This is a genomic window from Streptomyces sp. NPDC045470 (assembly GCF_040646595.1).
GTDB lineage: Bacteria > Actinomycetota > Actinomycetes > Streptomycetales > Streptomycetaceae > Streptomyces.
The window spans coordinates 1-22,635 of sequence record NZ_JBEZAN010000026.1 but is presented as its reverse complement, the minus strand read 5'-3'; the positions used below and the strand labels follow the sequence as shown (position 1 = coordinate 22,635).

The 22,635-nt window shown below is 71.4% G+C and carries 15 protein-coding genes; 7 read left to right on the top strand and 8 right to left on the bottom strand.

The genetic code is table 11. The features are described from left to right. The first annotated feature begins 27 nt into the window (after window positions 1-27). Together AB0A97_RS37650 and AB0A97_RS37645 are read left to right on the top strand one after the other, a co-directional pair. Window positions 28-3,174: a BTAD domain-containing putative transcriptional regulator gene (locus tag AB0A97_RS37650; protein ID WP_361159420.1), complete on the top strand. Its 3,147-nt coding sequence runs from the start codon at window positions 28-30 to the stop codon at window positions 3,172-3,174. 146 nt (window positions 3,175-3,320) lie between these two features. Further along, window positions 3,321-4,487 carry a serine hydrolase domain-containing protein gene (locus AB0A97_RS37645; protein ID WP_361159297.1) on the top strand — a complete coding sequence of 389 codons (1,167 nt, stop codon included), beginning with the start codon at window positions 3,321-3,323 and terminating at the stop codon, window positions 4,485-4,487. A 69-nt stretch (window positions 4,488-4,556) separates the two neighbouring features. On the opposite strand, the gene AB0A97_RS37640 is transcribed toward AB0A97_RS37645, so the two are convergent. Continuing rightward, on the bottom strand, window positions 4,557-6,977 hold the full coding sequence (locus AB0A97_RS37640) for a SpoIIE family protein phosphatase (protein ID WP_361159294.1): 2,421 nt from the start codon (window positions 6,975-6,977) through the stop codon (window positions 4,557-4,559). 79 nt (window positions 6,978-7,056) lie between these two features. Beyond that, a complete protein-coding gene (locus AB0A97_RS37635) occupies window positions 7,057-11,631 on the bottom strand; it encodes a HAMP domain-containing protein (RefSeq protein ID WP_361159291.1) in 4,575 nt (1,524 codons plus the stop codon). Between the two features lie 972 nt (window positions 11,632-12,603). Between AB0A97_RS37635 and AB0A97_RS37630 the strand changes: the two genes are divergently transcribed. After that, entirely contained in the window at window positions 12,604-13,329 is a 726-nt protein-coding gene (locus AB0A97_RS37630; RefSeq protein ID WP_361159288.1) for an HAD family phosphatase, read from the top strand. Between the two features lie 32 nt (window positions 13,330-13,361). After that, complete coding sequence (locus AB0A97_RS37625; protein WP_361159285.1) at window positions 13,362-14,036, top strand: LysE family translocator; 675 nt, start codon at window positions 13,362-13,364, stop codon at window positions 14,034-14,036. A gap of 37 nt (window positions 14,037-14,073) precedes the next feature. Here AB0A97_RS37625 and AB0A97_RS37620 read toward each other — a convergent pair whose 3' ends face one another. The 5 genes from AB0A97_RS37620 to AB0A97_RS37600 all read right to left on the bottom strand — a co-directional run bounded on the left by AB0A97_RS37620 (window position 14,074) and on the right by AB0A97_RS37600 (window position 18,179). After that, entirely contained in the window at window positions 14,074-15,072 is a 999-nt protein-coding gene (locus tag AB0A97_RS37620) for a hypothetical protein (RefSeq protein ID WP_361159282.1), read from the bottom strand. A 19-nt stretch (window positions 15,073-15,091) separates the two neighbouring features. Continuing rightward, complete coding sequence (locus tag AB0A97_RS37615; protein WP_361159279.1) at window positions 15,092-15,859, bottom strand: hypothetical protein; 768 nt, start codon at window positions 15,857-15,859, stop codon at window positions 15,092-15,094. Window position 15,860: 1 nt separating this feature from the next. Next, entirely contained in the window at window positions 15,861-16,937 is a 1,077-nt protein-coding gene (locus AB0A97_RS37610) for a class I SAM-dependent methyltransferase (RefSeq protein ID WP_361159276.1), read from the bottom strand. 286 nt (window positions 16,938-17,223) lie between these two features. After that, window positions 17,224-17,571: a hypothetical protein gene (locus tag AB0A97_RS37605; RefSeq protein WP_361159273.1), complete on the bottom strand. Its 348-nt coding sequence runs from the start codon at window positions 17,569-17,571 to the stop codon at window positions 17,224-17,226. 140 nt (window positions 17,572-17,711) lie between these two features. Further along, a complete protein-coding gene (locus AB0A97_RS37600; RefSeq protein WP_361159270.1) occupies window positions 17,712-18,179 on the bottom strand; it encodes a YbaK/EbsC family protein in 468 nt (155 codons plus the stop codon). Window positions 18,180-18,492: 313 nt separating this feature from the next. Here AB0A97_RS37600 and AB0A97_RS37595 point away from each other — a divergent pair, with 313 nt between their 5' ends. Continuing rightward, window positions 18,493-19,395 (top strand): FG-GAP-like repeat-containing protein, encoded by a 903-nt coding sequence (locus tag AB0A97_RS37595; protein WP_361159267.1) that lies wholly within the window; start codon window positions 18,493-18,495, stop codon window positions 19,393-19,395. Window positions 19,396-19,829: 434 nt separating this feature from the next. Here the strand turns inward: AB0A97_RS37595 and AB0A97_RS37590 are convergent, their stop codons facing one another. Then, window positions 19,830-20,195: a hypothetical protein gene (locus tag AB0A97_RS37590; RefSeq protein WP_361159265.1), complete on the bottom strand. Its 366-nt coding sequence runs from the start codon at window positions 20,193-20,195 to the stop codon at window positions 19,830-19,832. Window positions 20,196-20,381: 186 nt separating this feature from the next. On the opposite strand from AB0A97_RS37590, the gene AB0A97_RS37585 reads away from it, so the two are divergent. Then, window positions 20,382-21,185 (top strand): SDR family oxidoreductase, encoded by an 804-nt coding sequence (locus AB0A97_RS37585; protein WP_361159262.1) that lies wholly within the window; start codon window positions 20,382-20,384, stop codon window positions 21,183-21,185. A 315-nt stretch (window positions 21,186-21,500) separates the two neighbouring features. Next, window positions 21,501-22,406 (top strand): helix-turn-helix transcriptional regulator, encoded by a 906-nt coding sequence (locus AB0A97_RS37580; protein WP_361159259.1) that lies wholly within the window; start codon window positions 21,501-21,503, stop codon window positions 22,404-22,406. Window positions 22,407-22,635: the final 229 nt, after the last annotated feature.

The window sequence follows — 22,635 nt, the reverse complement described above, 5'->3', positions numbered from 1 at the left end:
GGCCCGGGGGATACTGGGCCGGTGGGAATGCGGATAGCGGTGCTCGGACCGGTACGGGTCTTCGACGGCGACGGGGCACCGGTCGGCATCGGGGGCGCGAGACCACGCATGCTGCTCGGCCGACTGGCCCTGACGGCGGGCGACATGGTGACACCCGCCGCGCTCATCGACGGACTGTGGGGCACGCGGCCTCCCGCCGACGCGCTCAACTCGCTGCACGCGCTGGTCTACCGGCTGCGCAAAGCCCTCCCCGACGGTGAACTGCTGGAGTCGTCGGGGGCGGGGTACCGCCTCGCGGTACCGAAGGAGCACGTGGACGCCGCCCGCTTCGAAGCGCTGGCGGCCCGCGGCGGACGGGAACTCGCCGTGGGGTCACCCGAGGAGGCGTCCTCGCTGCTCGGCGAGGCGCTCGCGCTGTGGCGGGGGTCCGCGCTGGCCGACGTACGGGAGGCCCCGTTCGCCGGCCCGGCCGGGGACCGGCTGGAGGAACTGCGGAACGCGGCGTTCGAGAACCGCTGCGAGGCGGAGCTGCGACTCGGCCGCCACACCGGAGTCCTGGCCGACCTGGAGGCGGCGTCGGCGGACCATCCGCTACGGGAACGGCCCGCCGCGCTGCGCATGCGCGCGCTGCACGCCGCAGGCCGGCAGTCCGACGCGCTGGCCGTGTTCGAGGACGTCCGCGGCAGGCTCGCCGACGAGCTGGGCGTCGACCCCTCGCCCGAACTGCGCGAAGCCCACCTCGCCGTGCTGCGCGGCGGCGCGGAGCCACCCGTCGTACGGTCCGGTCCGGCGCCCGGCCGGCTACCCGCCCGGCTCACCTCGTTCGTCGGCCGGGACCGCGAGACGGCGCTGCTCGACAGCCTGTTGGAGACCTCCCGGCTGGTCACGGTCGTCGGCCCCGGCGGCGTGGGCAAGACCCGGCTGGCCGTGGAGGCGGCATCCCGGCACCGGGCCCACCGGCAGGGCCGGCTGTGGCTCGTCCCGTTGGCCGCGGCGCGCGTCTCCGACGAGGTGACCGACGCGGTACTGGGGACGCTCAGCACCCCGAACGCGCCACGGCCGCCCGGCGACAGCCGTACGGAACCGCTGGACCAGGTGGCCGAACTGCTCGGCGGCGGCGCGGCCGTGCTCGTCCTGGACAACTGCGAGCAGGCCGTCGACGCCGTCGCCGCGTTCGCGCAGGGCATCCTCGAACGGCGCCCGCGGCTGACCGTCCTGGCCACCAGCAGGGAACCCCTGGACGTCATGGGCGAGTCGCTCTGCCGCCTCGGCCCGCTGCCCCTGCCGCCCCCGGGCGCGGACCCGGCCGAGGCCGCCGCGTCGGCCGCCGTACGGCTCTTCGTCGACCGGGCGACGGCCGTACGCCCCGGCTTCACCCCTGACGCGTCCGCCCTGGGCGCGGTGACCGAGGTGGTACGCAGGCTGGACGGCCTGCCGCTCGCCCTCGAACTGGCCGCCGCCCGGCTGCGGTCGATGAGCGCGGAACAGGTCGCCCGGCGGCTCGACGACCGGTTCCGGCTGCTGTCCACGGGCAACCGGGCGGCCCAGCCGCGCCAGCGCACACTGCACGCGGTGATCGAGTGGAGCTGGGAGCTGCTGACCGGCGAGGAACAGGCGCTGGCCCGGCGGATGGCGGTCTTCCCGGCACCGGCCGGAGCCGAGGCCGTCGAGGCGGTCTGTCCGGGCGGGACGCTGACGGCCGGGGACATCCCCTACCTCCTCGGCTCGCTGGTCGACAAGTCTCTCGTGGAGCGGACCGGGGACGGCTACCGGATGCTGGAGACGGTACGGGCGTACGCGGCGGAGCGGCTCCTCCGGGCGGGCGAGCGGGAAGCGGTCCGGGGCCGCCTCGTGCGGCACTTCGCCGACGTGGCCGCGGAGCACGAGCCGCTGCTGCGCTCCGCCCGCCAGCAGGACTCCTTCGCGCTGTTCACCGCCGAGTACGACAACCTGGTGTTCGCGCTGCGGACGGCCGTCGACGCAGGGGACGCGGACGCCGCGACCCGGCTCGTCGGCCCGCTCTACTGGTACTGGAACACGCTGCGTCATGACGCACGGGCCGAAGCCCTCGTGGCCGGAGTGTGCGAACTGGGCGACGCGCTGCCCGCGGACGCCCGTGCCGCCTTCACCGCGATCCGCCTCCTGACCGGCACGGGCGGCCCGGCCCCCGACGCCGAGCGGGTGCGCGCCCTGATCGAGGACTGTGCGCGCACCGGCGCGCTGGAGCGCTACCCGATGCTGCTCCTGGTGATCCTGCCGACGGGCTTTCTGTACGGCCTCGACGAATCGGTGGGGCAGTTGACGCGGGAGGTGCGCGGGCGCCGGGACCGGTGGGCCGTCGGGTGCACGTACCTGGTGGAAGCCTTCACGCGGCACGACCGCGGCGACTGGGCGGGCCGGGTGAGCGCCACGGCCGCCGCTCTGCGCGAGTTCGAGGCGGCGGGCGACCCCTTGTGCACGGCGATGACGCTGGCCGGCACGGCACAGGTGCACTCCATCCGTGGCGAGCACGACCAGGCGGTCGCCGCCTACCGGCGCGGTCTCGCCCTCGTACCCCAGGACGAGATCCAGTACCGGCTCGGTCTCGCCGCCGAACGGATGCGCGGCGGCGACCTGACGGGCGCCCGGCACGACATCGACACCGCCGAACAGGCGGCCCGAGAACGTGGCGACGACCTCCTGCGCATCGGGGCCCTGGCCTGCCGGGCCGACCTGCACCGCCGCGCCGGGGAACTGCACGAGGCAGACCGGCAACTGGACCGGATGACGGCGATCGGCCGAGCGGCCTGTCTGGCCGACGAAGCGGTGGCGGACTGGACCGTGCCGGCCAGGATGGCCAACCTCCTGGCGGCCGGCGACGCCGTACGGGCTCGGGAGCTGCTGCCCAGGACCGTACAAGTCGCCTTCGCGCACCGGGACGCCGCGCCGGCGGCGCAGCAACTGGCCAAGCTGCTGCTGGCGGAGGGCGACGCGGCGGGTGCGGCCACCGCGCTCGGCACGAGCCGGGCCATCCGTGGCGCCTTCGACGAGGGCGACCCCGAGCTGCGCGAACTCACCGCCGAACTCGTGCGGCGGCTCGGCCGCGCGGCGTACGACACGGCGTACGGCCTGGGCGCCGCCACGCCGCGGCAGGAGGCGCTCGACCGCCTGCGTGCGGTGGCCGACAGCGGCTGACGGCCCCTGACAGCGGCCCGGCCGCGCTGTCAGCGGACGGTCAGAGCCCTGTCATCGCCGGGCGGCACCGTCTTCCCCGTACCGAGAAGCGGGCGGACAGCCGGACCCCAGGAGGGGGCCGCGGCGCCCGAGGGGAAGGAACCGACATGACGAACTCCGTGCACATCCGGCGCGAGAAGGTTCAGCAGGTGCTCGACCGGCTGGTGGCAGAGGTGGACGTGCCCGGCATCGTCGCCGAGGTCCGCGACGCGGACGGAACCTGGTTCGGCTCGGCCGGAGTCGCGGACATCGAGTCCCGTCGCCCGCGCCAGGAGGGCGAGCACCTGCACGTCGGCAGCGCCGGCAAGGCGTTCACCGCCGCCACGGTGCTCCAGTTGGAGGCCGAGGGCCGGCTGAGCATCGAGGACACGGTCGAGAAGTGGCTGCCCGGCGCGCTGGACGTGAACGGCTACGACGGCAACAAGATCACCATCAGGCAGTTGCTCAGCAACACCAGCGGCCTGTTCATCACCGGGCTCGCGCCCGAACTGTCGGAGCGCTACGCCACCCGCTCCACGTTCGCCGAGCACCGCTTCGACTCCTGGACCGTGGACGAACTGCTGGCGCTGACGGTGTCCCAGCCCCCCATCCACGAACCGGGCACGGCCTTCGCCTACTCCAACGGCGGCTTCTACCTCGCCGGCATGATCATCGAAAAGGTCACCGGCAACACCTACGCGGAGGAGGTCGCCCGCACCATCGCCGAGCCCCTCGGCCTGACCCACACCTACGTGCGCCCCGCCGACGAGACCGGCTACCCGGAGCCGCACCCGCGGGCGTATTCGAGCCTGTTCCTGAAGGACGGGGTCGACCCCGCCGACGTCACCGCGGAGAACTGGGAGTCGATGTTCGAGGAGCCCGGCCTGCCGCTCCTCGACACCACCGAATACAACAGCTCCTGGGCCTGGTCGGCCGGCAACGTCATCTCCACCACCAGCGAGATGATCAAGGTGTGCGACGCGTTCGTCTCCGGCAGCCTGCTGCCGGAAGCCCAGCACCGTGCGATGTGGTCCCTGGTCTCCACCGAGGGCGCCCACTGGATGCCGCACGCCGCGTACGGCCTGGGCGTCTTCGAACTGGACCCGGCGGTGACCGGCGGCCACACGCTCCGCGGCCTGGGCGGCAGCATGCAGGGCTCCCACTTCGCCGTCGTCGGCACCCCCGACGGCGAACAGACGATCGCCCTGCACACCAACACCGAGTTCAAGACCTGGCAGGTCCTCTTCCGGACCCTGGAGGCGCAGTTCGGCCTCCCGGCCGTCGAAGGGGTGTGACAGCGCGGACCGGCCCGCCCCGGCCGACGGGGGGCGGGGCAGGCCGGTCCGCGCCCCGCCGGAACCGTCTCAGACCACTTGGACGCCGATGAGGCAGGTGTCGTCGTCGGTGTCGGACTTGCTGTGGGTCAGCAGGCGGTCGAGCCGGTGCTCCAGAGAGGCCGCCGGAGCCCGGGCGGTGGCGAGCAACTGGGCCAGCGACTCGTGGAGGGCGGTGTCCCGCCGCTCGACCAGGCCGTCGGTGTACATCAGGAGGGTGTCGTCCAACGCCAACTGGAGCACCGCCTCCTCGTACGTGGCCTCCGGAAGCGCTCCCAGGAGCAGCCCGCGGACCAGCGGCAGCCGGCTCGCCTCGTGACCGCGGACCAGCACGGGCGGCAGGTGCCCGGCCCGGGCCCAGCGCAGGGTGCGGGTCTCGGGGTCGTACACGCCGCAGACGACCGTGGCGGACACCTGGTCGGTGAGGTGGTGGGCCACGATGTTCAGCCAGGACAGTAGCTGGCCCGGACCGGCTCCGGTGACGGCGAGGCCGCGCAGGGCGTTGCGCAGCACCACCATGCCGGTGGCGGCCTCGATGCCGTGCCCCGCGATGTCACCGACGCAGAGCAGGACGCGCTGCGAGGGCAGCACGACGGCGTCGTACCAGTCGCCGCCCACCAGGGACTCGGTCTCCGCGGGCCGGTAGCGCACGGCGACCTGCAGGCCGGGAGCGTCCATGGGCCCCCGGCTCGGCGGCATGATGGCCTGCTGGAGCTGGAGCGCGAGGCGGTTGCGCTCGGCGGACTGCTGCTCGGTGTGCGCGAGCTGGTCGCGGGTGGCGGCGAGCGCCACCTCCGTCCAGTGCTGGGAGGAGATGTCCTGGTAGGCGCCGCGGACGGAGAGCAGCCCGCCGTCCGCGTCGAGGACCGGCTCGGCGATCACCCGGATGTGCCGGGTGACACCGTCGGGACGCCGGAGGCGGAAGGCGGCCGAGGCCGGGCGCCGGTGGTGCAGCACGGCGCGCTGGAAACGGCCGATGGCGACGCTGTCGTCCGGGTGCGCGTGGGCGGTCAGGTCGTGCAGGGACACGGGGGCGTCGGTGGCCGGCCGGCCGTACAGGGCGAAGAGCTGCGCGTTCCAGGTGATCTCGCCGGTCAGCAGGTTCTCCTCGAAGCCGCCGATCCGGCCGAGCCGCTGGGCGTGCTGGAGGAGGCTGGCCAGCCGGGCGGTCTCGTCCTCGATACGCCAGATGAGCAGCACACCGTTCCCGTGCCGGCTGACGCTGATGTCGGCGACGGCGGCGAGCGGCACCTGGTCCACCAGCGCGGTCAGGGTCATCCGCTGGGCGCGGAAGGGCTCTCCCGTGGCATAGACGCGCTGGACCTTGTCGAACAGTTCACTGTCGTCGGCGGCCATCGGGTACGCCTCCAGCAGCAGCGCGCCGTTGACGAAGCCGCGGGGGCGGCCCGCCGGGTCCATGAAGCGCTCGTTGACGTGGTGGATGCGGAAGTCGGTGAGGTGCCCGTCGGCCGCGAGATGGGGGGTGAGGACGAGCGCCGGGTCGTGCAGCCCGTCCGCCAGGTCCACCAGCTCGGCCACGGCGGGGGAGAGCCGGGCGGCGGACGGACCGTGCTTCCGCGCGTCCGGGGTGCCTTCGAGGGTGTGCGCGCACAGTTGGGCCAGCGCCTCGATCTGACGCATGATCACCGGTGGCTGCGCGGGAAGCGGCTGCTGCCAGCAGATCTCCAGGACACCGTGGATACGGCCGCCGGTTCCGGCGGGCAGCGCCACCCGGCCGCCGAGCGGATGGTGCGGCCGGCCGATCGACGGGATGCCCGTCTCGGCCAGCGAGACGAACCGGACGGTGTCCCGTTCGGTCAGCGCCTGGCGGGCGACGGTGACCACCCCGGGGGGTACGTAGCGCCAGCGCATCGCCTCGTCGGCGGGGAACCCCGCGTGCCCGGCCAGGGTGAGGGACGTGTCCGAGCCCGCGGCCCAGATGGCGACGGCCGTCGCGCCCAGCGGAGTCAGCGCGTGCTGCAGCAGGGAGTCGGCGACGGCCTGGGTGTCGTCGGCGGCCAGCGCGGCGCTCTCGGCGGTACGCAGCCGCACCGCGACGGCCGGGTCTGTCTCGTCGTGCCCGGCCCGGGTGCGCTGGAGGAAGGCGTCGGCGAGGTCCGCCACGCGGTCGCGGGCCGCCTGGTTGATGAGGTCCACGGCCAGCTCCAGTTGGGACACGGCGGCCTGCTCCGCGAGCTCGGCGAGCTGCCGGGTCGCCTGGGCCGGCCCGCAGTGCAGCCGCTCGATCATGATGCCTTTGGCGAGTTCGATCAGCGCACGCCCGTCGGCTGCCGCGTGCGCCGCCTGGACTTCGCTGCGCAGCCGCTCGACCGTGGCGGCCAGGCGGCCGACGGCTGATATCTGATCGGACCGGGCGTCTGCCGGGACGGGGCCGGACCCCGGCGAGACGCCGTCCCCGGACGGGGTGCCGACGTGCTCATAAGTGCTCATGATGCTGCCGATTCTTCGATGCGAGAGGTGCGTTTCGTGAGCAGGTCGGGGGAGGCGCCCGGTTGGCCGGACACCGCCTTCAGGGGGTCAGCCACCGGCGGACACAGGCGATCAGGTCGTTGGTGTCCACCGGCTTGGTGACGTAGTCGGTGGCCCCGGAGGCGAGGCTCTTCTCGCGGTCCCCGGGCATGGCCTTGGCCGTGACGGCGATGATGGGCAGATGGGCGTGGGCCGGCATCTGCCGGATCTCCGCCGTCGCGGTGTAGCCGTCCATTTCGGGCATCATCACGTCCATCAGGATGAGGTCGATGTCCGGATGCTCGATCAGCGTCTCGATTCCCTTGCGCCCGTCCTCCGCGTGGCGGACGTTCAGGCCGTGCAGTTCCAGGATGCTGCTGAGCGCGTACAGATTGCGGGCGTCGTCGTCGACGACGAGGACCGTACGGCCGCTGAGGCTGTCGTCGACGGGCTGCGGAGCCTGCTGTACGGGCTCCTCCGGCCGTACCAGCGGCAGGACGTCACCGGGCTGCTCGGCGGACAGGTGCAGGGCGATGCGCTCCCGCAGCTCGTCGAGGCTGGAGAGCAGCTCCAGCGGCTGGGTACCGGCACGCGCCTGCAGAACGCGTTCCTGCTCCGCCTCCAGGCGCCTGCTGTTGTGCGCGAGGACGGCGACGGTGCGTACGGCGGCGTCACCGTCCATCGCGTCCAGGAACCGCAGGGCTTCACCGTCGGCCATGTCCAGGTCGAGCACCACGCAGTGGAACGGCCCGGCGGCCAGCGCCCCGGCGGCCTCATGGGCACCGACCGCGGAGACGACCTCGATGTGCTCCTGGCGGTCGCCCAGGTCCTGGCCGCCGGTGAACTCGGCGACCGCGCTGTCGGCCACATGGGAGAGCAGCCCGCGGGCCCGCTCCTCGATCACCAGCAGCCGGCGCGGCTGCGCGGGAGCCGCGACGGGCGTACGCGGCTGACGCTCGCGCTCCTCGTCCCGCGCGTCCGCCGCCTCCAGGGCCGGTGCCGGGCCGGTCTGCTCCTGGAAGTCGGCGCGTGCCACCGGCAGGTAGAGGGTGAAGGCGCTGCCCCGGCCGGGCGTGCTCTCGGCGGTCACGGCGCCGCCCAGGAGGTGCGCGATCTCGCGGCTGATGGACAGCCCCAGGCCGGTGCCGCCGTACTTGCGGCTGGTGGTGCCGTCCGCCTGCTGGAACGCCCCGAAGATCACGTCCAGCTGCTGCTCGGCGATGCCGATACCGGTGTCCTGGACGCGGAAGGCGACCACGGGGCCGCCGCGCAGGACGGTCTCGGGCAGTTCCCTGTCGGCGGCGGGCTCGATCCGCAGCTCGACGCTGCCCTGCTCGGTGAACTTGACCGCGTTGGACAGGAGGTTGCGCAGGACCTGACGCAGCCGCGCGTCGTCGGTGAGCAGGTCCATCGGCACCCCGGCCGCGGCACTGATGCTGAAATCGAGACTCTTCTGCGTGGTCAGCGGCCGGAACGTCGCCTCGACGTAGTCCAGGAGCTGCCGCAGCGCCACCCGCTCCGGGGTGATGTCCATCTTGCCCGCCTCGACCTTCGACAGGTCGAGGATGTCGTTGATGAGCTGGAGCAGGTCCGAGCCGGCGGAGTGGATGATGCCCGCGTACTCGACCTGCTTGGGCGTGAGGTTGCGCGTCGGGTTCTGCGCCAGCAACTGCGCCAGGATGAGCAGGCTGTTGAGCGGTGTCCGCAGCTCGTGACTCATGTTGGCCAGGAACTCCGACTTGTACTTCGACGCCAGCGACAACTGCCGCGCCCGGTCCTCCAGCTCCTGCCGCGCCTGCTCGATCTCCAGATTCTTGGTCTCGATGTCGCGGTTCTGCGAGGCGAGCAGCTCCGCCTTCTCCTCCAGCTCCGCGTTGGAACGCTGGAGCTCCTCCTGCTGCCGGGTCAGCTCCCCGGAGCGGGCCTGCAACTCCCCGGCCAGCCGCTGCGACTCCTCCAGCAGCTCGTCGGTACGTGCGTTGGCGACGATGGTGTTGACGTTGACGCCCACCATCTCCATGAGCTGTTCGAGGAAGTCCCGGTGCACCGGCGTGAAGAGGGTGAAGGACGCCAGCTCGATGACGCCGAGGACCTGGTCCTCGACGATGATCGGCAGCACGATCAGGCTGCCCGGCGCGGTCTGGCCCAGGCCGCAGGAGATGCTGATGTAGTCGGCCGGCACGCCGTCGGCGACGATCGGCCGGCGGCTGCGGGCGGCCTGGCCGACCAGGGACTCGCCCAGCCCGAAGCGGTCGTGCCCCGTGCTGTCGGCGGGCCGGCCGTACGCGCCGACGAGCCGGAGCACGGTGCCCTGTCCGTTCTCCTCGGCCAGGTAGAAGGCGCCGTACTGGGCCGAGACGAGCGGGGTCAGTTCGTCCATGACCAGCTCGGCGACGACCGCGAGGTCCCGGTGGCCCTGCATCAGCCCGGAGATGCGGGCCAGGTTGCTCTTGAGCCAGTCCTGCTCCTGGTTGGCGCGGGTGGTCTCGCGCAGGGACCGCACCATGGAGTTGATGTTGTCCTTCAGCTCCGCGACCTCGCCCGAGGCGTCCACCGTGATGGAGCGGGTCAGGTCGCCCTCGGCGACCGCGCTGGTCACCTCGGCGATGGCCCGTACCTGCCGGGTGAGGTTGCCGGCCAGCTCGTTGACGTTCTCGGTCAGGCGTTTCCAGGTGCCCGACACGCCCTCGACCTCGGCCTGCCCGCCGAGCCGCCCCTCGCTGCCGACCTCGCGTGCGACACGGGTGACCTCGGAGGCGAAGGAGGACAACTGGTCGACCATGGTGTTGATGGTGGTCTTCAGCTCCAGGATCTCGCCCCGGGCGTCGACGTCGATCTTCTTCGACAGGTCACCGTTGGCCACGGCCGTCGTGACCTGGGCGATGTTGCGCACCTGCCCGGTCAGGTTGTTGGCCATCGAGTTGACGTTGTCGGTCAGGTCCTTCCACGTACCGGCCACGTTCGGTACCCGGGCCTGGCCGCCGAGCATCCCTTCCGTGCCGACCTCGCGGGCCACCCGGGTCACCTCGTCGGCGAAGGCCGACAGCGTGTCGACCATCGTGTTGATCACGCCGGCCAGCGCGGCGACCTCGCCCTTCGCCTCCACCATGATCTTCTGCGACAGGTCACCCTTGGCGACCGCGGCGGCCACCTGGGCGATCGAGCGCACCTGCCCGGTCAGGTTGGAGGCCATCACGTTGACGTTGTCGGTCAGGTCCTTCCAGGTGCCCGACACGCCCCGTACGGTGGCCTGCCCGCCGAGGTTGCCCTCGGTGCCGACCTCGCGGGCCACCCGGGTCACCTCGTCGGCGAAGGCCGAGAGCTGGTCGACCATGGTGTTGATGGTGCTCTTCAGCTCCAGGATCTCGCCGCGGGCGTCCACGCGGATCTTCTGCGACAGGTCGCCCTGCGCCACGGCGGTGGTGACCTCGGCGATGGACCGCACCTGTGCCGTGAGGTTGTCCGCCATCACGTTGACGGACTCGGTCAGGTCCTTCCACGTACCGGAGACGCCCTTGACGTCGGCCTGGCCGCCGAGCCGCCCCTCCGTGCCGACCTCGCGGGCGACGCGGGTGACTTCGTCGGCGAAGGCGGAGAGCTGGTCGACCATGGTGTTGATGGTGTTCTTCAGCTTCAGGATCTCGCCGCGGGCGTCCACGGTGATCTTCTGCGACAGGTCGCCCTGGGCCACCGAGGTCGCGACCGCCGCAATGGAACGGACCTGGGAAGTGAGGTTTCCGGCCATGAAGTTGACCGAGTCGGTCAGGTCCCGCCAGGTGCCGCCCACCCCGGGCACCTGAGCCTGGCCGCCGAGCCGTCCTTCGGTGCCGACCTCGCGGGCGACGCGGGTGACTTCGTCGGCGAAGGCGGAGAGCTGGTCGACCATCGTGTTGATGGTCGTCTTCAGTTCCAGGATCTCGCCGCGGGCGTCCACGGTGATCTTCTGCGACAGGTCGCCCCGGGCTACCGCCGTGGTCACCTGCGCGATGTTGCGCACCTGCGAAGTGAGGTTTCCGGCCATGAAGTTGACCGAGTCGGTCAGGTCCCGCCAGGTGCCGCCCACCCCGGGCACCTCGGCCTGCCCGCCGAGCCGCCCCTCGCTGCCGACCTCGCGGGCGACGCGGGTGACTTCGTCGGCGAAGGCGGAGAGCTGGTCGACCATCGTGTTGACGGTGTTCTTCAGCTCCAGGATCTCGCCCTGCGCATCGACGTCGATCTTCTGTGACAGGTCGCCCCGGGCGACCGCGGTGGCCACCTGCGCGATGTCGCGCACCTGGGTGGTCAGGTTGCCGGCCATCACGTTCACCGAGTCGGTCAGGTCGGCCCAGGTGCCGGAGACGCCCGGGACCTCGGCCTGGCCGCCGAGCCGGCCCTCGCTGCCGACCTCGCGCGCCACCCGGGTCACTTCCGAGGTGAACTGGGACAGTTGGTCGACCATGCCGTTGAAGACGGTCGCGATCTCGCCGAGCAGTCCGTCGTCCTCCTCCGGGAGCCGCGTCCCGAAGTTCCCGTCGCGTACGGCCGTCAGCCCCGCGAGCAGTTGCCGCAGCTCCGGCTCACCGACTCTTCCTCCCGTACGCCCCGGCCTCGTCCGCGACACCGGATGTGCGTTGTCGTCCGCCGCCCCTGCAGCCATGCCCCGACCTCGTTCCACTTACCGGACCCCCTGCGCAGGGCACGACGGCGCTGTGGTCCCTGCCTCAAAGGCGCGCACACCTGTGCCTCACGCCGACACCTCGTCACCTTGCCGCACGGCAAGTACCCGGAGAATACCGCGAGGTGTCACATCGGAAGACAGGAAAAGCTCATATTTGTCCCGGCCCGGTTCTGGACCCGGACCCTGATTCTGTGCACCCGCTGCGGCGTTCATGCCGGCCCCCGACGCGGTCGCGGCGACGGCGGTCTTCGTCCATCGGCCCGGGGCCCGGCCCCGTCGTGCTTTCGCGCGCGGGCGCCCACCGCGCCCGCCGTTCTGCCACCACACCCACACGCCCTGCGCCTTCCTGAGTACGTTCCGGGCAATCATCAGGAAGACGGCGGAGAACAGCCGGCGCACCGGGACCCCAATCCGGTTCCGTGAGAGCGAGGCGTCACCCTCAACGAGTCTGCGGCACACAGGTGACGGCCCGGCGTGATGATATTTCGTCGGCACGGAAACACGACCGCGGCCGGAGATTTCGGCAGGCGATCCGAAAATCTGTTTTCCCGCACCGTCGGCGTAGCCCATTAGGGTTACCGCCGCTTGTGCTGCGGTGGTGTCCTGGTCAGGATGCGCTGACGTCGCCGAAGAAGCCCAGTGGGGCCTCGGTATGGCAAGGCCCGGCCCTCTCGATCGGGGAATCGTGGAAGAGGGGGGCCTGTCGGCTGCCCGGCGGCATCACCGGCCTCGACAGCCTCTGGGTGGCGTCGTCGATCGCCGCCAATCGGCTCCCGCGCCGCTTCGGCCTGTAGGACCCCCGCATGGTCATCGATTCCTTCACGGCGGACCGCATGTTCACGCCAATCTTCTCGCCATGGTGCGAACGGGGACGGGCGGCCGCGCTCACGCGGGCAGACGCGGAACAGCGGCTCGGCCGCGGTCACCGACAAGGAAGGCGGCACGATGCCGATGGCGACGACACCCGGCCCCCCGGCGGCGGTGATCTTCGATCTGGACGGCACGCTGGTCGACAGCCGGAGTGCGTACCTCGCCGCGGAGCAACAGGCCCTCGCCCACTTCGGGTACCGCCACTTCACCGCCGCCGACCACGCGGAGTTCGTCGGGGTGGGCATGCGCGAGATGTGGCAGCGCGTCGTGGCGACGCGCCGCGTGGCGGCCGGTGCCGACGAGCTGCTGGAGCTGAGCAACCGGCTGTACCTGGACCGGATGCGGCGCTCGGTGCCGCTCCACCGGGGGACCGTGCACCTGGCCGAACTCCTGCACGAAGCCGGTGTGCCGCTGGCGGTGGCGTCGGGGTCCTCGCGCCAGGTGATCGACACGGTGCTGACGTCCGGCCGCCTGGACCGGCTCTTCACCGTGTGTGTCTCGGCCGAGGACGTCCCCAGAGGAAAGCCGGACCCGGCCGTCTTCCTGGAGGCCGCACGGCAACTGGCGGTTCCGGCGGACGCGTGTGTGGTCGTGGAAGACGCCGCCACGGGGGTCGTCGCGGCCCTGCGGGCCGGGATGCGGTGCGTCGCGGTCACCGACGCGGCCGCCCGCGGATGTAAGCGGGCCGTCCGTTCGGGGCAACTGCTGATTGCCGAACACGCGCATTTCGACGCGCACGAAGTCGTACGCCGGATCGGCGCGGCGAGAAATGCCGCGCCGCCGCGCACCACAAAGGCACCGGGGTGAGAGACGCGAGAAGGCGGGGGTATACGTCCTTCATGTTTTCCGATGTGTCCTGGGCCGCTTTCTTCCCCTCCGCGTTGCTGCTGGCGGCGACGCCCGGAGCCAATCAGCTGCTGGCGCTGCGCAACGGCGTCCGGCACGGGTTACGTCCGGCGCTCGGCGCCTCGCTCGGCCGGTTCACCGCGTTCACCCTGATGGTGATCGCCGTGGCCGCCGGGCTGGGCGCCGTCCTGACCAGGTCGGCGGTGGCTTTCAACGTCATCAAGTGGTGCGGGGTGGCCTACCTGCTGTGGCTGGGACTACAGACCCTGCGTACGGCGCTGCGCGCGAAGCACGCCCCGGAATCCGGGCCCGGGAATGAAGAACCGGAAAGCCCCGAAGGAGAACAGAACGCGAGTCGGAAGGTACCGGGATGGCGGCTGGCGCGGCAGGAGTTCATCGTGGCGGTGACGAATCCCAAAGCGCTGATCCTGTTCGCCGTATTCCTGCCGCAGTTCCTGTCCCGCGACGCCCACCGGGTCACTGCTCCGCTGCTGGCCCTGGGCCTCGCCTATATCGCGGTGGAATTCTGCTGCGCCTGGGGATATGCCGCCCTCGGCGGCCGGCTGAAGAAAGCGGGGATCGGCAGCGGCACCCGGCGGCGCCTGGACGTGGTCACCGCCGTCGCGATGTGGGGCCTGGCCGGCTGGCTGGCGACGGAGAACCGGTGAGCGGCCCGCACGCGCGGGCCGCTCGGGGGAGCAGGGGTCAGCCGCGCGCCGCGGAACGGCGGGCGAGCGGACGGATCGGTATGTCCTCGCGGCGGCAGTAGGACGCCGGGCGGCGGACGGCGCGCCGCAGCGCGTTCCAGTTGTTCAGGGTGCGGACCAGCCCGTCGTCCGGAGCGCTGTGCCAGAACCGGTTCTCGTCCTGGTCACCGAGGAGCGGGCAGAACAGCGACACGGCGAGCGTGATGCGATGGCCGCGGGTGACCGGGGTGACGGCGTGGTAGACCCTGCTGCCCCGGGTGAACATCGTGTCGCCGACGTGCCGGAACGGCGCGACGTGCACATCGGGGTGCCGGGGCCCCTGACCGGTAATCTCCTCCCGCCGGGCTTCGAAGTCCCGCGGGTGCCCGCGGTAGTAGATGTAGTCGCCGCCCTGGTGTTCCGCGTGGTCCGACAGGGTCATGGTGAAGACGTAGTTCATGCCGTCCAGGTGCCACTTGGCCACCAGCGGCGCCCGCGAGGCGTCGGCGGCCGCCTCGTAGTAGTTGATCTGCACGCCGGCGTCGCGCAGCGGGTGCGGGATCAGCGGCACTCCGACCAGACGCGAGACGGTGTCCAGGAAGACCGGGTCGCGGACCATGGCGTGCACGAACGGGGACAGGGACTCGACCCCGCGAAGCCGCCGGGAGACGACGTAGTCGTTGTGGACGGCGCTGGCTTCGAGGTTCTGGCAGATGCCGCGCAGCGCCGCCGCGCCGTCCGGGGTCAGCAGCCGTACGGGGCCGGTCATGGCGAGGTCGTCGACCAGGTCCGCCCGGCCGTGCAGTTCGCTCTCCCCGTAGCCGAACGAGGCCATCCGGGCCGCGACGGGGGGCCGTTCCGCCGCGGGAGCGACATAGGACGAATGCCAGGCAGGTTCCGCCGCGGCCCGGTACGGTGCCGCGATGCGGGACCCCGTGTGCAGGGACCTCCGGAGCCGGTCCAGGCCGGTGGTGATCGTCGCGACGCGTGTCTCTTCGGTGGCGAGTGTGGTCGTCACTGCTCCTCCTCGGTGTACGTCAGCGGGCGGCGGCGCGGAAACGTGCCGCCTGATGTTCCTGGTCACGCACCCATTCGTCGTGCACGGCCGCCAGCGGGTCGTCGAGCAGGAGCCGGGCCAGGCTGTTGCCGTCCTTCCACGGCTCGGCGGCCGAACGCATCACCAGCACCAACGTGATCCGCTCCCCGTCCTGGAGGGGCTGGGCGGTGTGCAGGAGCCGCCGTCCCTGCATGAGCACCGCGTGCCCGGTGCGCTGCGGCACGGCGGCATGCTCCTCGGAGGACAGTCGCCGCCCCTGCTCCAGCAGCCGCCGCCCGCGCTCCGGGCTCCCCCGGAAGATCAGCGTGGAGCCGCCCCGGTCCGGGCCGGCGGTGTACAGCGGAATCAGCTCGACCAGGGCGGCCCCGTCCGTGTGGTGGTCGATGGGCACCTCGCCCGGACGGTAGAAGTTGATGTGCGAGGCGGCCCGGGTGATCGGGTACGGCTCCAGTTCCGTACCGGCCAGTTCGCTCAGCGCGCGCAACCGGTCCCGGTCGTGCATCAGCGTCTTCACCGCCGGAATGGCCTCGTGGGCGGCGCGCAGGTGGCGCAGCCCCAGATAGCGGTCGGCGCTCTGCGCCTCCCACTCGGTCCGGGCCAGCGCGCGGGCCTCGTCGAGGACGGTGGCGAGCAGGTCCGCCGGATAGCCGTGCTCGTAGCGGGCGTATCCGAGGTCGCACACGGCGTCGACGTCGTACGCGTGGCCGGTGATGCTGCTCAGCTCGCGGCGTTCGAGCAGGCGGTGCATGTCACGTCCTCTCGCTCACGGTGATCACGGCGGTCAGTGAGTGTCCGACGCCCAGGCCGCAGGCCAGCCGGTGTTCGACGGCCCGCAGCCCGCGCGCGAGCATCGGCCCGGCGACGTCGGGCGGCAGGTGTCCCGTGGGATCCTGCGACGCGGCCGCGTCCAGGACGGCGTTCCACTGGGAACGGAACCGGCCGAAGAACGCACGCACCGCCTCGGGCGAGTCGTCCGGCACCCGCGGTGCGCGCAGCTGCTCCAGCGGCACCATCGTCCCCGACTCGAGCTGGTTGATCAGCGAGCGGTAGGGCGGCAGCCCGGGGTTGAAGTGGCCGGTGGCGGTGTGGCGGCCGACCATGATGGAACGGTCGAACAGCCTGCGGCGCCGGACCTGGCAGCCCGCGTCCGCCGCCGCCGCGCTGATGCAGGCGTTGAGGTGGTGTGCGTCCCAGAAGGTCATGGGGACGTCCTGGGTCCGCCGGTCGCTCTGGAAGAAACTCATCCGGTACGGCCAGCGGGTGCGGCCCCACTGGGGCAGCCACTCCAGGGAATGGCGGCCGAGTACGTCGATGACGGCCACGGACCGGGTGTGGTTGCGCCGTACGATGTCGAACAGCCGGGTCAAGGTGGCCTGCAGCTCGTCCTCGGTCAGGTGCGAGTACGGCACGCCGCAGGACAGGTAGAGGTCGAACGGTGTCTCGGGCAGATCGGTACGGACGTCACCGTGCCAGAACTCGGCGTCGTCCTCCTCGTGATGCGTACGGGCCGCCAGGCTCAACAGCCCCTCGTCGAGGTCGAGTCCCCGGTAGGTCAGGCGGGGCAGGCCGGACAGATCGCGGGTGGCGCTCAGGGCCCGCAGCAGGTGCAGCCCCTCACCCGCGCCGCACCCGATGTCCATCACGCTCAGGTCCTGCCGCTGCGGCACCTCGGCGAGTGCGGCCTGCAGGATGGCGAAAGTGACCGGCTCCTCCCAGAGCTTCTTGACGGGATCGCGACGGTGCGGCGAGGTGTAGTGGTCGACGCCCGGGGCGTACAGGGCGTCGTTGGCGGACTCGTGCTCCGGTGACGCAACACTGATGTGCATGAGTCTCCCTTGCTGCTTGCGGTGTGCAGTTGCACGTGCCACCGACCCATGAACGTAAGCATCGCAAGAGAGCGAACCAGCCACTCCGGCACCAACCGCCCCTTGAGACGGCGCAGGTCGTCTGTTCGACCGAGGGATGGCGAGGTACTTGAAGATGACGCGATCCGGCTGCGGGCGGGGGCTCGAAACTCAACGCGGCCTGCGAAGGCGGTCGTTGAGGAAGCGCCGGAGGACGCGTGTCCGGCGCCGCTCGCACGGTACGCGACCGATGCGCGTCGGCGCGTCCTTACCGGGGTGGCAGAGCCGAGAACCGCAGACCGCTTTCGGCCGCCGGGAGGTCCAGGCCCTGTGTGAGGGAGAAGCAACTCTCTCCCGGCTTCGCTTCGGCCGTGAAGTTGATGCATCCGAGCTTGCCGCGCACCGCACCGTTCGCGCGGTGCTCGAAGTGGGACTGGTCACCGGCGCTGAAAGCGGATGTGAAATGGCCGTGGACGAAGGTGTTGACGAGCTTCCACCGGATGCCGAAGAAGTCGCCCCTCCTGGCCTGGGTGAGTGCGATGTCGTCGACTGCGGAGATGCGGCGAGGGCGGTTCCTGCGCGTACCGGCGTTCCGTGGAGAGCGCGAGCTTCCCACTGATGGCCTTCCGCACCCTCTTCTCGAAGCCCCTCACCTTCCGCCTGGCGGCCCACGTCCGGATTGCACGGCCCCGGCCCGCCCATCGGCGCGGCAGGCGACGGGGAGGGCGCGGGGGGTGGGGCCAGGTCCCTGCCCGATCAGGCGCCCACGGCGACGGCCTCGCCTCCCGTCAGGTCGAGCAGTTCCGCGAAAGTGGTGCGGAACATGGCGTGCGGCAGCCCGCCGCCGGCCCAGACCTGGTCGTGGTCGGCCAGCGCGGTGTCCACCAGGGTCCGCAGCGGCGCGGGATGGCCGACGGGGGCCACGCCGCCGACTTCCTGGCCCGTGGCCGCCAGAACGAATTCCGGGGTGGCGCGGCGTACTTTGCGTACGCCGACGTGGGCCGCCGCCTTCTTCAGGTCCACCCGGTGACCGCCGCTGGCCACGATGAGCAGCGGTGCGCCGTCGGCCTCGAAGACAAGGCTGTTGGCGATGGCGCCGACCGGACAGTCCAGCAGTTCCGCCGCGGCGGCTGCGGTGGGTGCCGGGCCGGGCAGTTCGGTGATGCCACCCACGTGGCCGTGCGCGGTCAGGGTGGTGCGGACGTGGTCCACTGCTGATGTCACGGGTACTCCAGGCGTACGGATGGTCTGCTTCCCGGCGGCGAGCCGTTCCGACGGGACGCTACCCGCCGGTCGTACGCGCCGACCAACACCGCCCCCCTCGCGCCGAAGGGACGCCGTGCTGCCCCGCGACCGGCGACGTCCGCCCCGCCCCTGCCCCGCTCCCGCTGCGACCGCCGACTTGGCTATATCGCCGCACGTACCAAACGTTTTGCCAACTACCCGACCAACTGGCGGTATTGTCGCGAAAAACGACCGATGCCGCCTGTATTGCGGATATAACCAGTCAGAGCGGCGCGCTCCCCTGGGGGAAACCGTGTTAAGAACGAACCGAGCACGTCGCCGTACCCGCCTGGCGCTGGCCGCGGCCGCCACGGCCGTCGCGACCTTCCTGCCGGTGGCCGCCGCCACGGCCGCCCCGGCCGGCGCCCCCGTCACCGCACCCGCGGTGCGGGCGGAGCTGCCCGCCTCCGAACGGCCGGCCCTGTACGCCAGGGACCAGTCCGGAGTGCTGTGGCAGTACGAGGGCACCGGCTACTCGGCCAAGCCCTTCAAGACCCCGGTGCGGGTCGGCCCCGGCTGGACCTACCGCCAGGTCACCTCGCTCGCGGGGACGACCGCCGACGGCAAGGGCGACCTGGCGGCCGTCGACCGGGACGGGACGCTGTACTTCTACCAGGGCACCGGCAACCCCTCCGCCCCCTTCGCCCGGCGCATCAAGGTCGGGGGCGGCTGGGACCGGTACGTCAGCATCGCGGGCGCCACGGACGCCAACAACGACGGCAAGAACGACCTGGTGGCCCGCGACCGCGAGGGCGTCCTGTGGTTCTACGCGGGCACGGGCGACCCCAGCGCCCCCTTCGCGCCCCCGGTGCGCGTGGGCGGCGGCTGGAACGCGTACGACATCGTGACCACCTACAGCGAGGGCGTGCTGGCCCGCGACCACGACGGCGTCCTGTGGGCCTACAAGACCACCGGTTCCAGCCGCCCCGACGAGCCGTTCTACCGTCGTGTGCAGGTGGGGTCCGGTTGGAGCCGCTACACCGACTTCGTCGGTGTCCGGGACATCGACGGCGACAAGCTGGCAGACATGGTGGCCCGCGACGCCGACGGCAAGCTGTGGCTGCACCATGGCGTACGCAGCCAGGGCATCGTCTTCCCCATGGACGGGGCCCTGCCGATCGGCGGCGGCTGGAACGCTTACACGATGCTCTTCTAGGAAGAGACCGGGCCCTCGCCGCAGCAGCACACGCGGACCACGAGTGTGGCGAACAACTGGAGGCGGTGCACGGGGCGTTCCGTCGGTCGGTCATGCGGGACAAGGCCACCTCGGGCGGCCAGAGCGCCGAGTCGGCGCTTCTGCGGGCGTGCCGCGGCCAGGGGGGGCAGGGGCAGACCGGACGCCGTGGCGACTTCGTCGTCGTACGACACGACGGCCAAGTCCCCGGCGCGGTGAGGTCTCGGTCCCGTACCCGCTCCACCACGGACCTTCGCCGCCTTCATGGTCGCCACCGGCCTCAACGGCGCCTGGTACGGCGGCTCCCACGTCACCAACGACGAATGCGGCCGCCGCTGTACCATGCGCGGCCGCGACCTCGTCCAGACATCGGCCGGCCCGAATTCCGAGGCGCCGCCCCGGCTGTTTCCGGTGCCTCAGCTCGTGTCGCAGCCCTGTCGGTCGGTACTGACGCCGTCCATTCTGCTGCCCCAAGCCCAGTCGGTGGACCGGTCGTCGACCCAGATCTTCCGGGCGAAGCACCGTCCACCGCGACCGTGGTCGATCGCGTACACGATCAGGCTGGAGGTGGCTTTGAAAGACCGAGCACGGCCATGGAGCCGATCCGGTACCTCCGCATAGCCCGACGGGCGGTAGCACCAGGACGCGCCTCGGTATTCGGGTTCCGCGTAGAAGCAGACTTTGCCGTCGCCTTGAATCGGTGTCGAAGGTGCCGCAACCGCAAACGGCGTGGACAGAGCCAAAGCTGCGACGGAGACCGCCGCAGTGACGAAATGGCGCATGCGCGTGCTCCAGGGTGGGCGATACAACCACGCCAGGATCGCAAGAGCTGCCGCCGGAAGCCGATTGCAACACTCGAAGAACGCATATCTCAACGCCCCCCGTCCTCGCTTCTGGCGGAGGCGCGGATACGTGGAGACGCGGAAAGCGTTTGACGGTCCGGTGCCGTTCGTGAACGATTCCGGACCGTGACGACGAGTACCGACCATGACGAACACGCCCCTGAACAAGGCCCTCCGGCCGGCCGTCCACTCGCCTTGATCACCGGCGTGGGGCGCACGGTCGGGATCGGCGCGGGCATCGCCCGCCGGTTGGCCGCTTCCGGCTGGGACATCGCCTTCACCTACTGGAGTTCTTATGACGATCGTATGAGCTGGGGCAGCGAGCCCGGCGCCCCCGAAGCGATCAGCCAACAGCTCGCCGAACAGGGCGCGTCCACCCTCGCGATCGAGGCGGACCTCGCTGACCCTGGCACCTCGGCGCGCGTCTTCGACGAGGTCGAGCAGCGGATGGGTGGTGTCACCGCGCTGGTGATGAGCCACTGCGAGTCCGTCGACTCCGGGCTGCTCGACACCACCGTCGAGAGTTTCGACCGGCACTTCGCTGTCAACGCGCGCGCCACCTGGCTGCTCATCCGCGAGTTCGGGCGCCGGTTCGCCGCGGCACGGGGAACCGGCCGGATCATCAGCCTCACCAGTGATCACACCATCGGCAACCTGCCGTACGGGGCGAGCAAGGGAGCCCTGGACCGCATCACCCTGGCCGCCGCTCACGAACTCGCCCACCTCGGAGTGACCGCCAACGCGATCAATCCCGGGCCGGTCGACACCGGCTGGATGTCCGAGGAAGTCCGGGAGCACTGCGCCCGCAGCACCCCGCTCGGCCGGCTGGGCACGCCGCAGGACACCGCGCACCTGGTGGACTTCCTGTGCTCCCGGGAAGGCGGGTGGATCAATGGTCAGCTGTTGATGAGCAACGGTGGCCTCGCGTAGCGGGCCGGACAGGAGGAGTGTTGGCACCGACGACTCGCGAATCTCCACGGCGACAAGGGAGAGGTCTGCGCCACCTGCTACCCGCCCCACCTGCGAAGCTGGCTCTCTCTGCGGCACATCCGCCGCAGCATCGCCCGCAAGGGCACCGAGACCGCCCAGCGCCCGGGCCGAGGCCGCTGGGCAGTGCACGACGTGTCCGGTCGCCCCGGGCTGCCAGCCACTTCATCGACGAGTGCGGGCCGGAAGCCGGCCCCGCCGTTGCCTATCCACAGTTGGGTCAGGCTAGGTGGCGCGAGTCCGTCCATACTCGCAGCCATGGATGGAAAAACGCAGCTCGGGAGCTTTCTGCGGGCGCGGCGCTCCCGGCTGGGCCCGGAGGATGCCGGGGTGCCCACCTATGGGGAGCCCCGGCGTGTGCCGGGGCTCCGGCGTGAGGAGCTGGCGATGCTGGCGGGTGTGAGCACCTCTTACTACACCCGGCTTGAGCAGGGGCAGTCGCTGAGCGCATCGCCTGAGGTCCTGGACGCGATCGCCGGGGCTCTGCGGCTGGACGAGTCCGAGCGGCGGCACCTGCACGATCTCGGTCGGGTGGACAGACAGCGTACCCGCGGCCGACCGCCGGCGCCGGAACGAGTGTCGGAGGCGATGCGCCAGTTGCTGGACGCGCTGGGCGAGGTGCCCGCGATCGTGCTCGGCCGACGCAGCGACGCACTGGCGTGGAACCGCCTGGGGCATGCGCTGTTCGCCGGGCATCTGGACCCCGGCGCCCCTGACCTGCCGACACGGCGTCCCAACATGGCCAGGCTGCTGTTCCTCGACCCCCATGTCCGCGACCTGTACGTGGACTGGCCGACCAGGGCCAGGGCGGTGGTCGCTAACCTGCGTCTGATGGCGGCCCAGCATCCGGAGGACGTGGCGCTGCACGCACTCTTGGGTGAACTGTCCGCGAAGAGTGCCGAGTTCGCCGCGATGTGGGCCGAACACCGTGTCAAACCCTGCACCGTCGCCTCCTACGAGATGCGTCATCCACTGGTCGGGCCCCTGACCGTCATCCTGCAAACCTTGAGCCACGGGCCGGGGCCCGCCGTAGTGGTCGCCACCACAGAAGCGGGCTCGCCCTCGCGGGCCGCGCTTGCTCTGCTCACCCAGGCCACCAGCGAGGCCACCAAGCGAATCGGTCTCGGCGCGGCACAAACGCGGCCCCACGCCGACAAGAACTGACCCCGCAATGGCACCGGGCCTGCCGCCGCACGGCAGCAGTCCAGCAAGCGCCGGCGAATCATCCCTCCCGCGAAGGGTGGCCCGCCGGAACATCCCACGTCATGTCAGAGGCGGCGCAACAACGTTGTGTGGTCTCTTACGGGCTCTCCCGCGATTGGTCGTGAGGCGTGTTGGCCTGGCTCCTGAGGCAAGGGCCCGCTACGCGGAGCCGCGCTAGTAATAGCCCTTC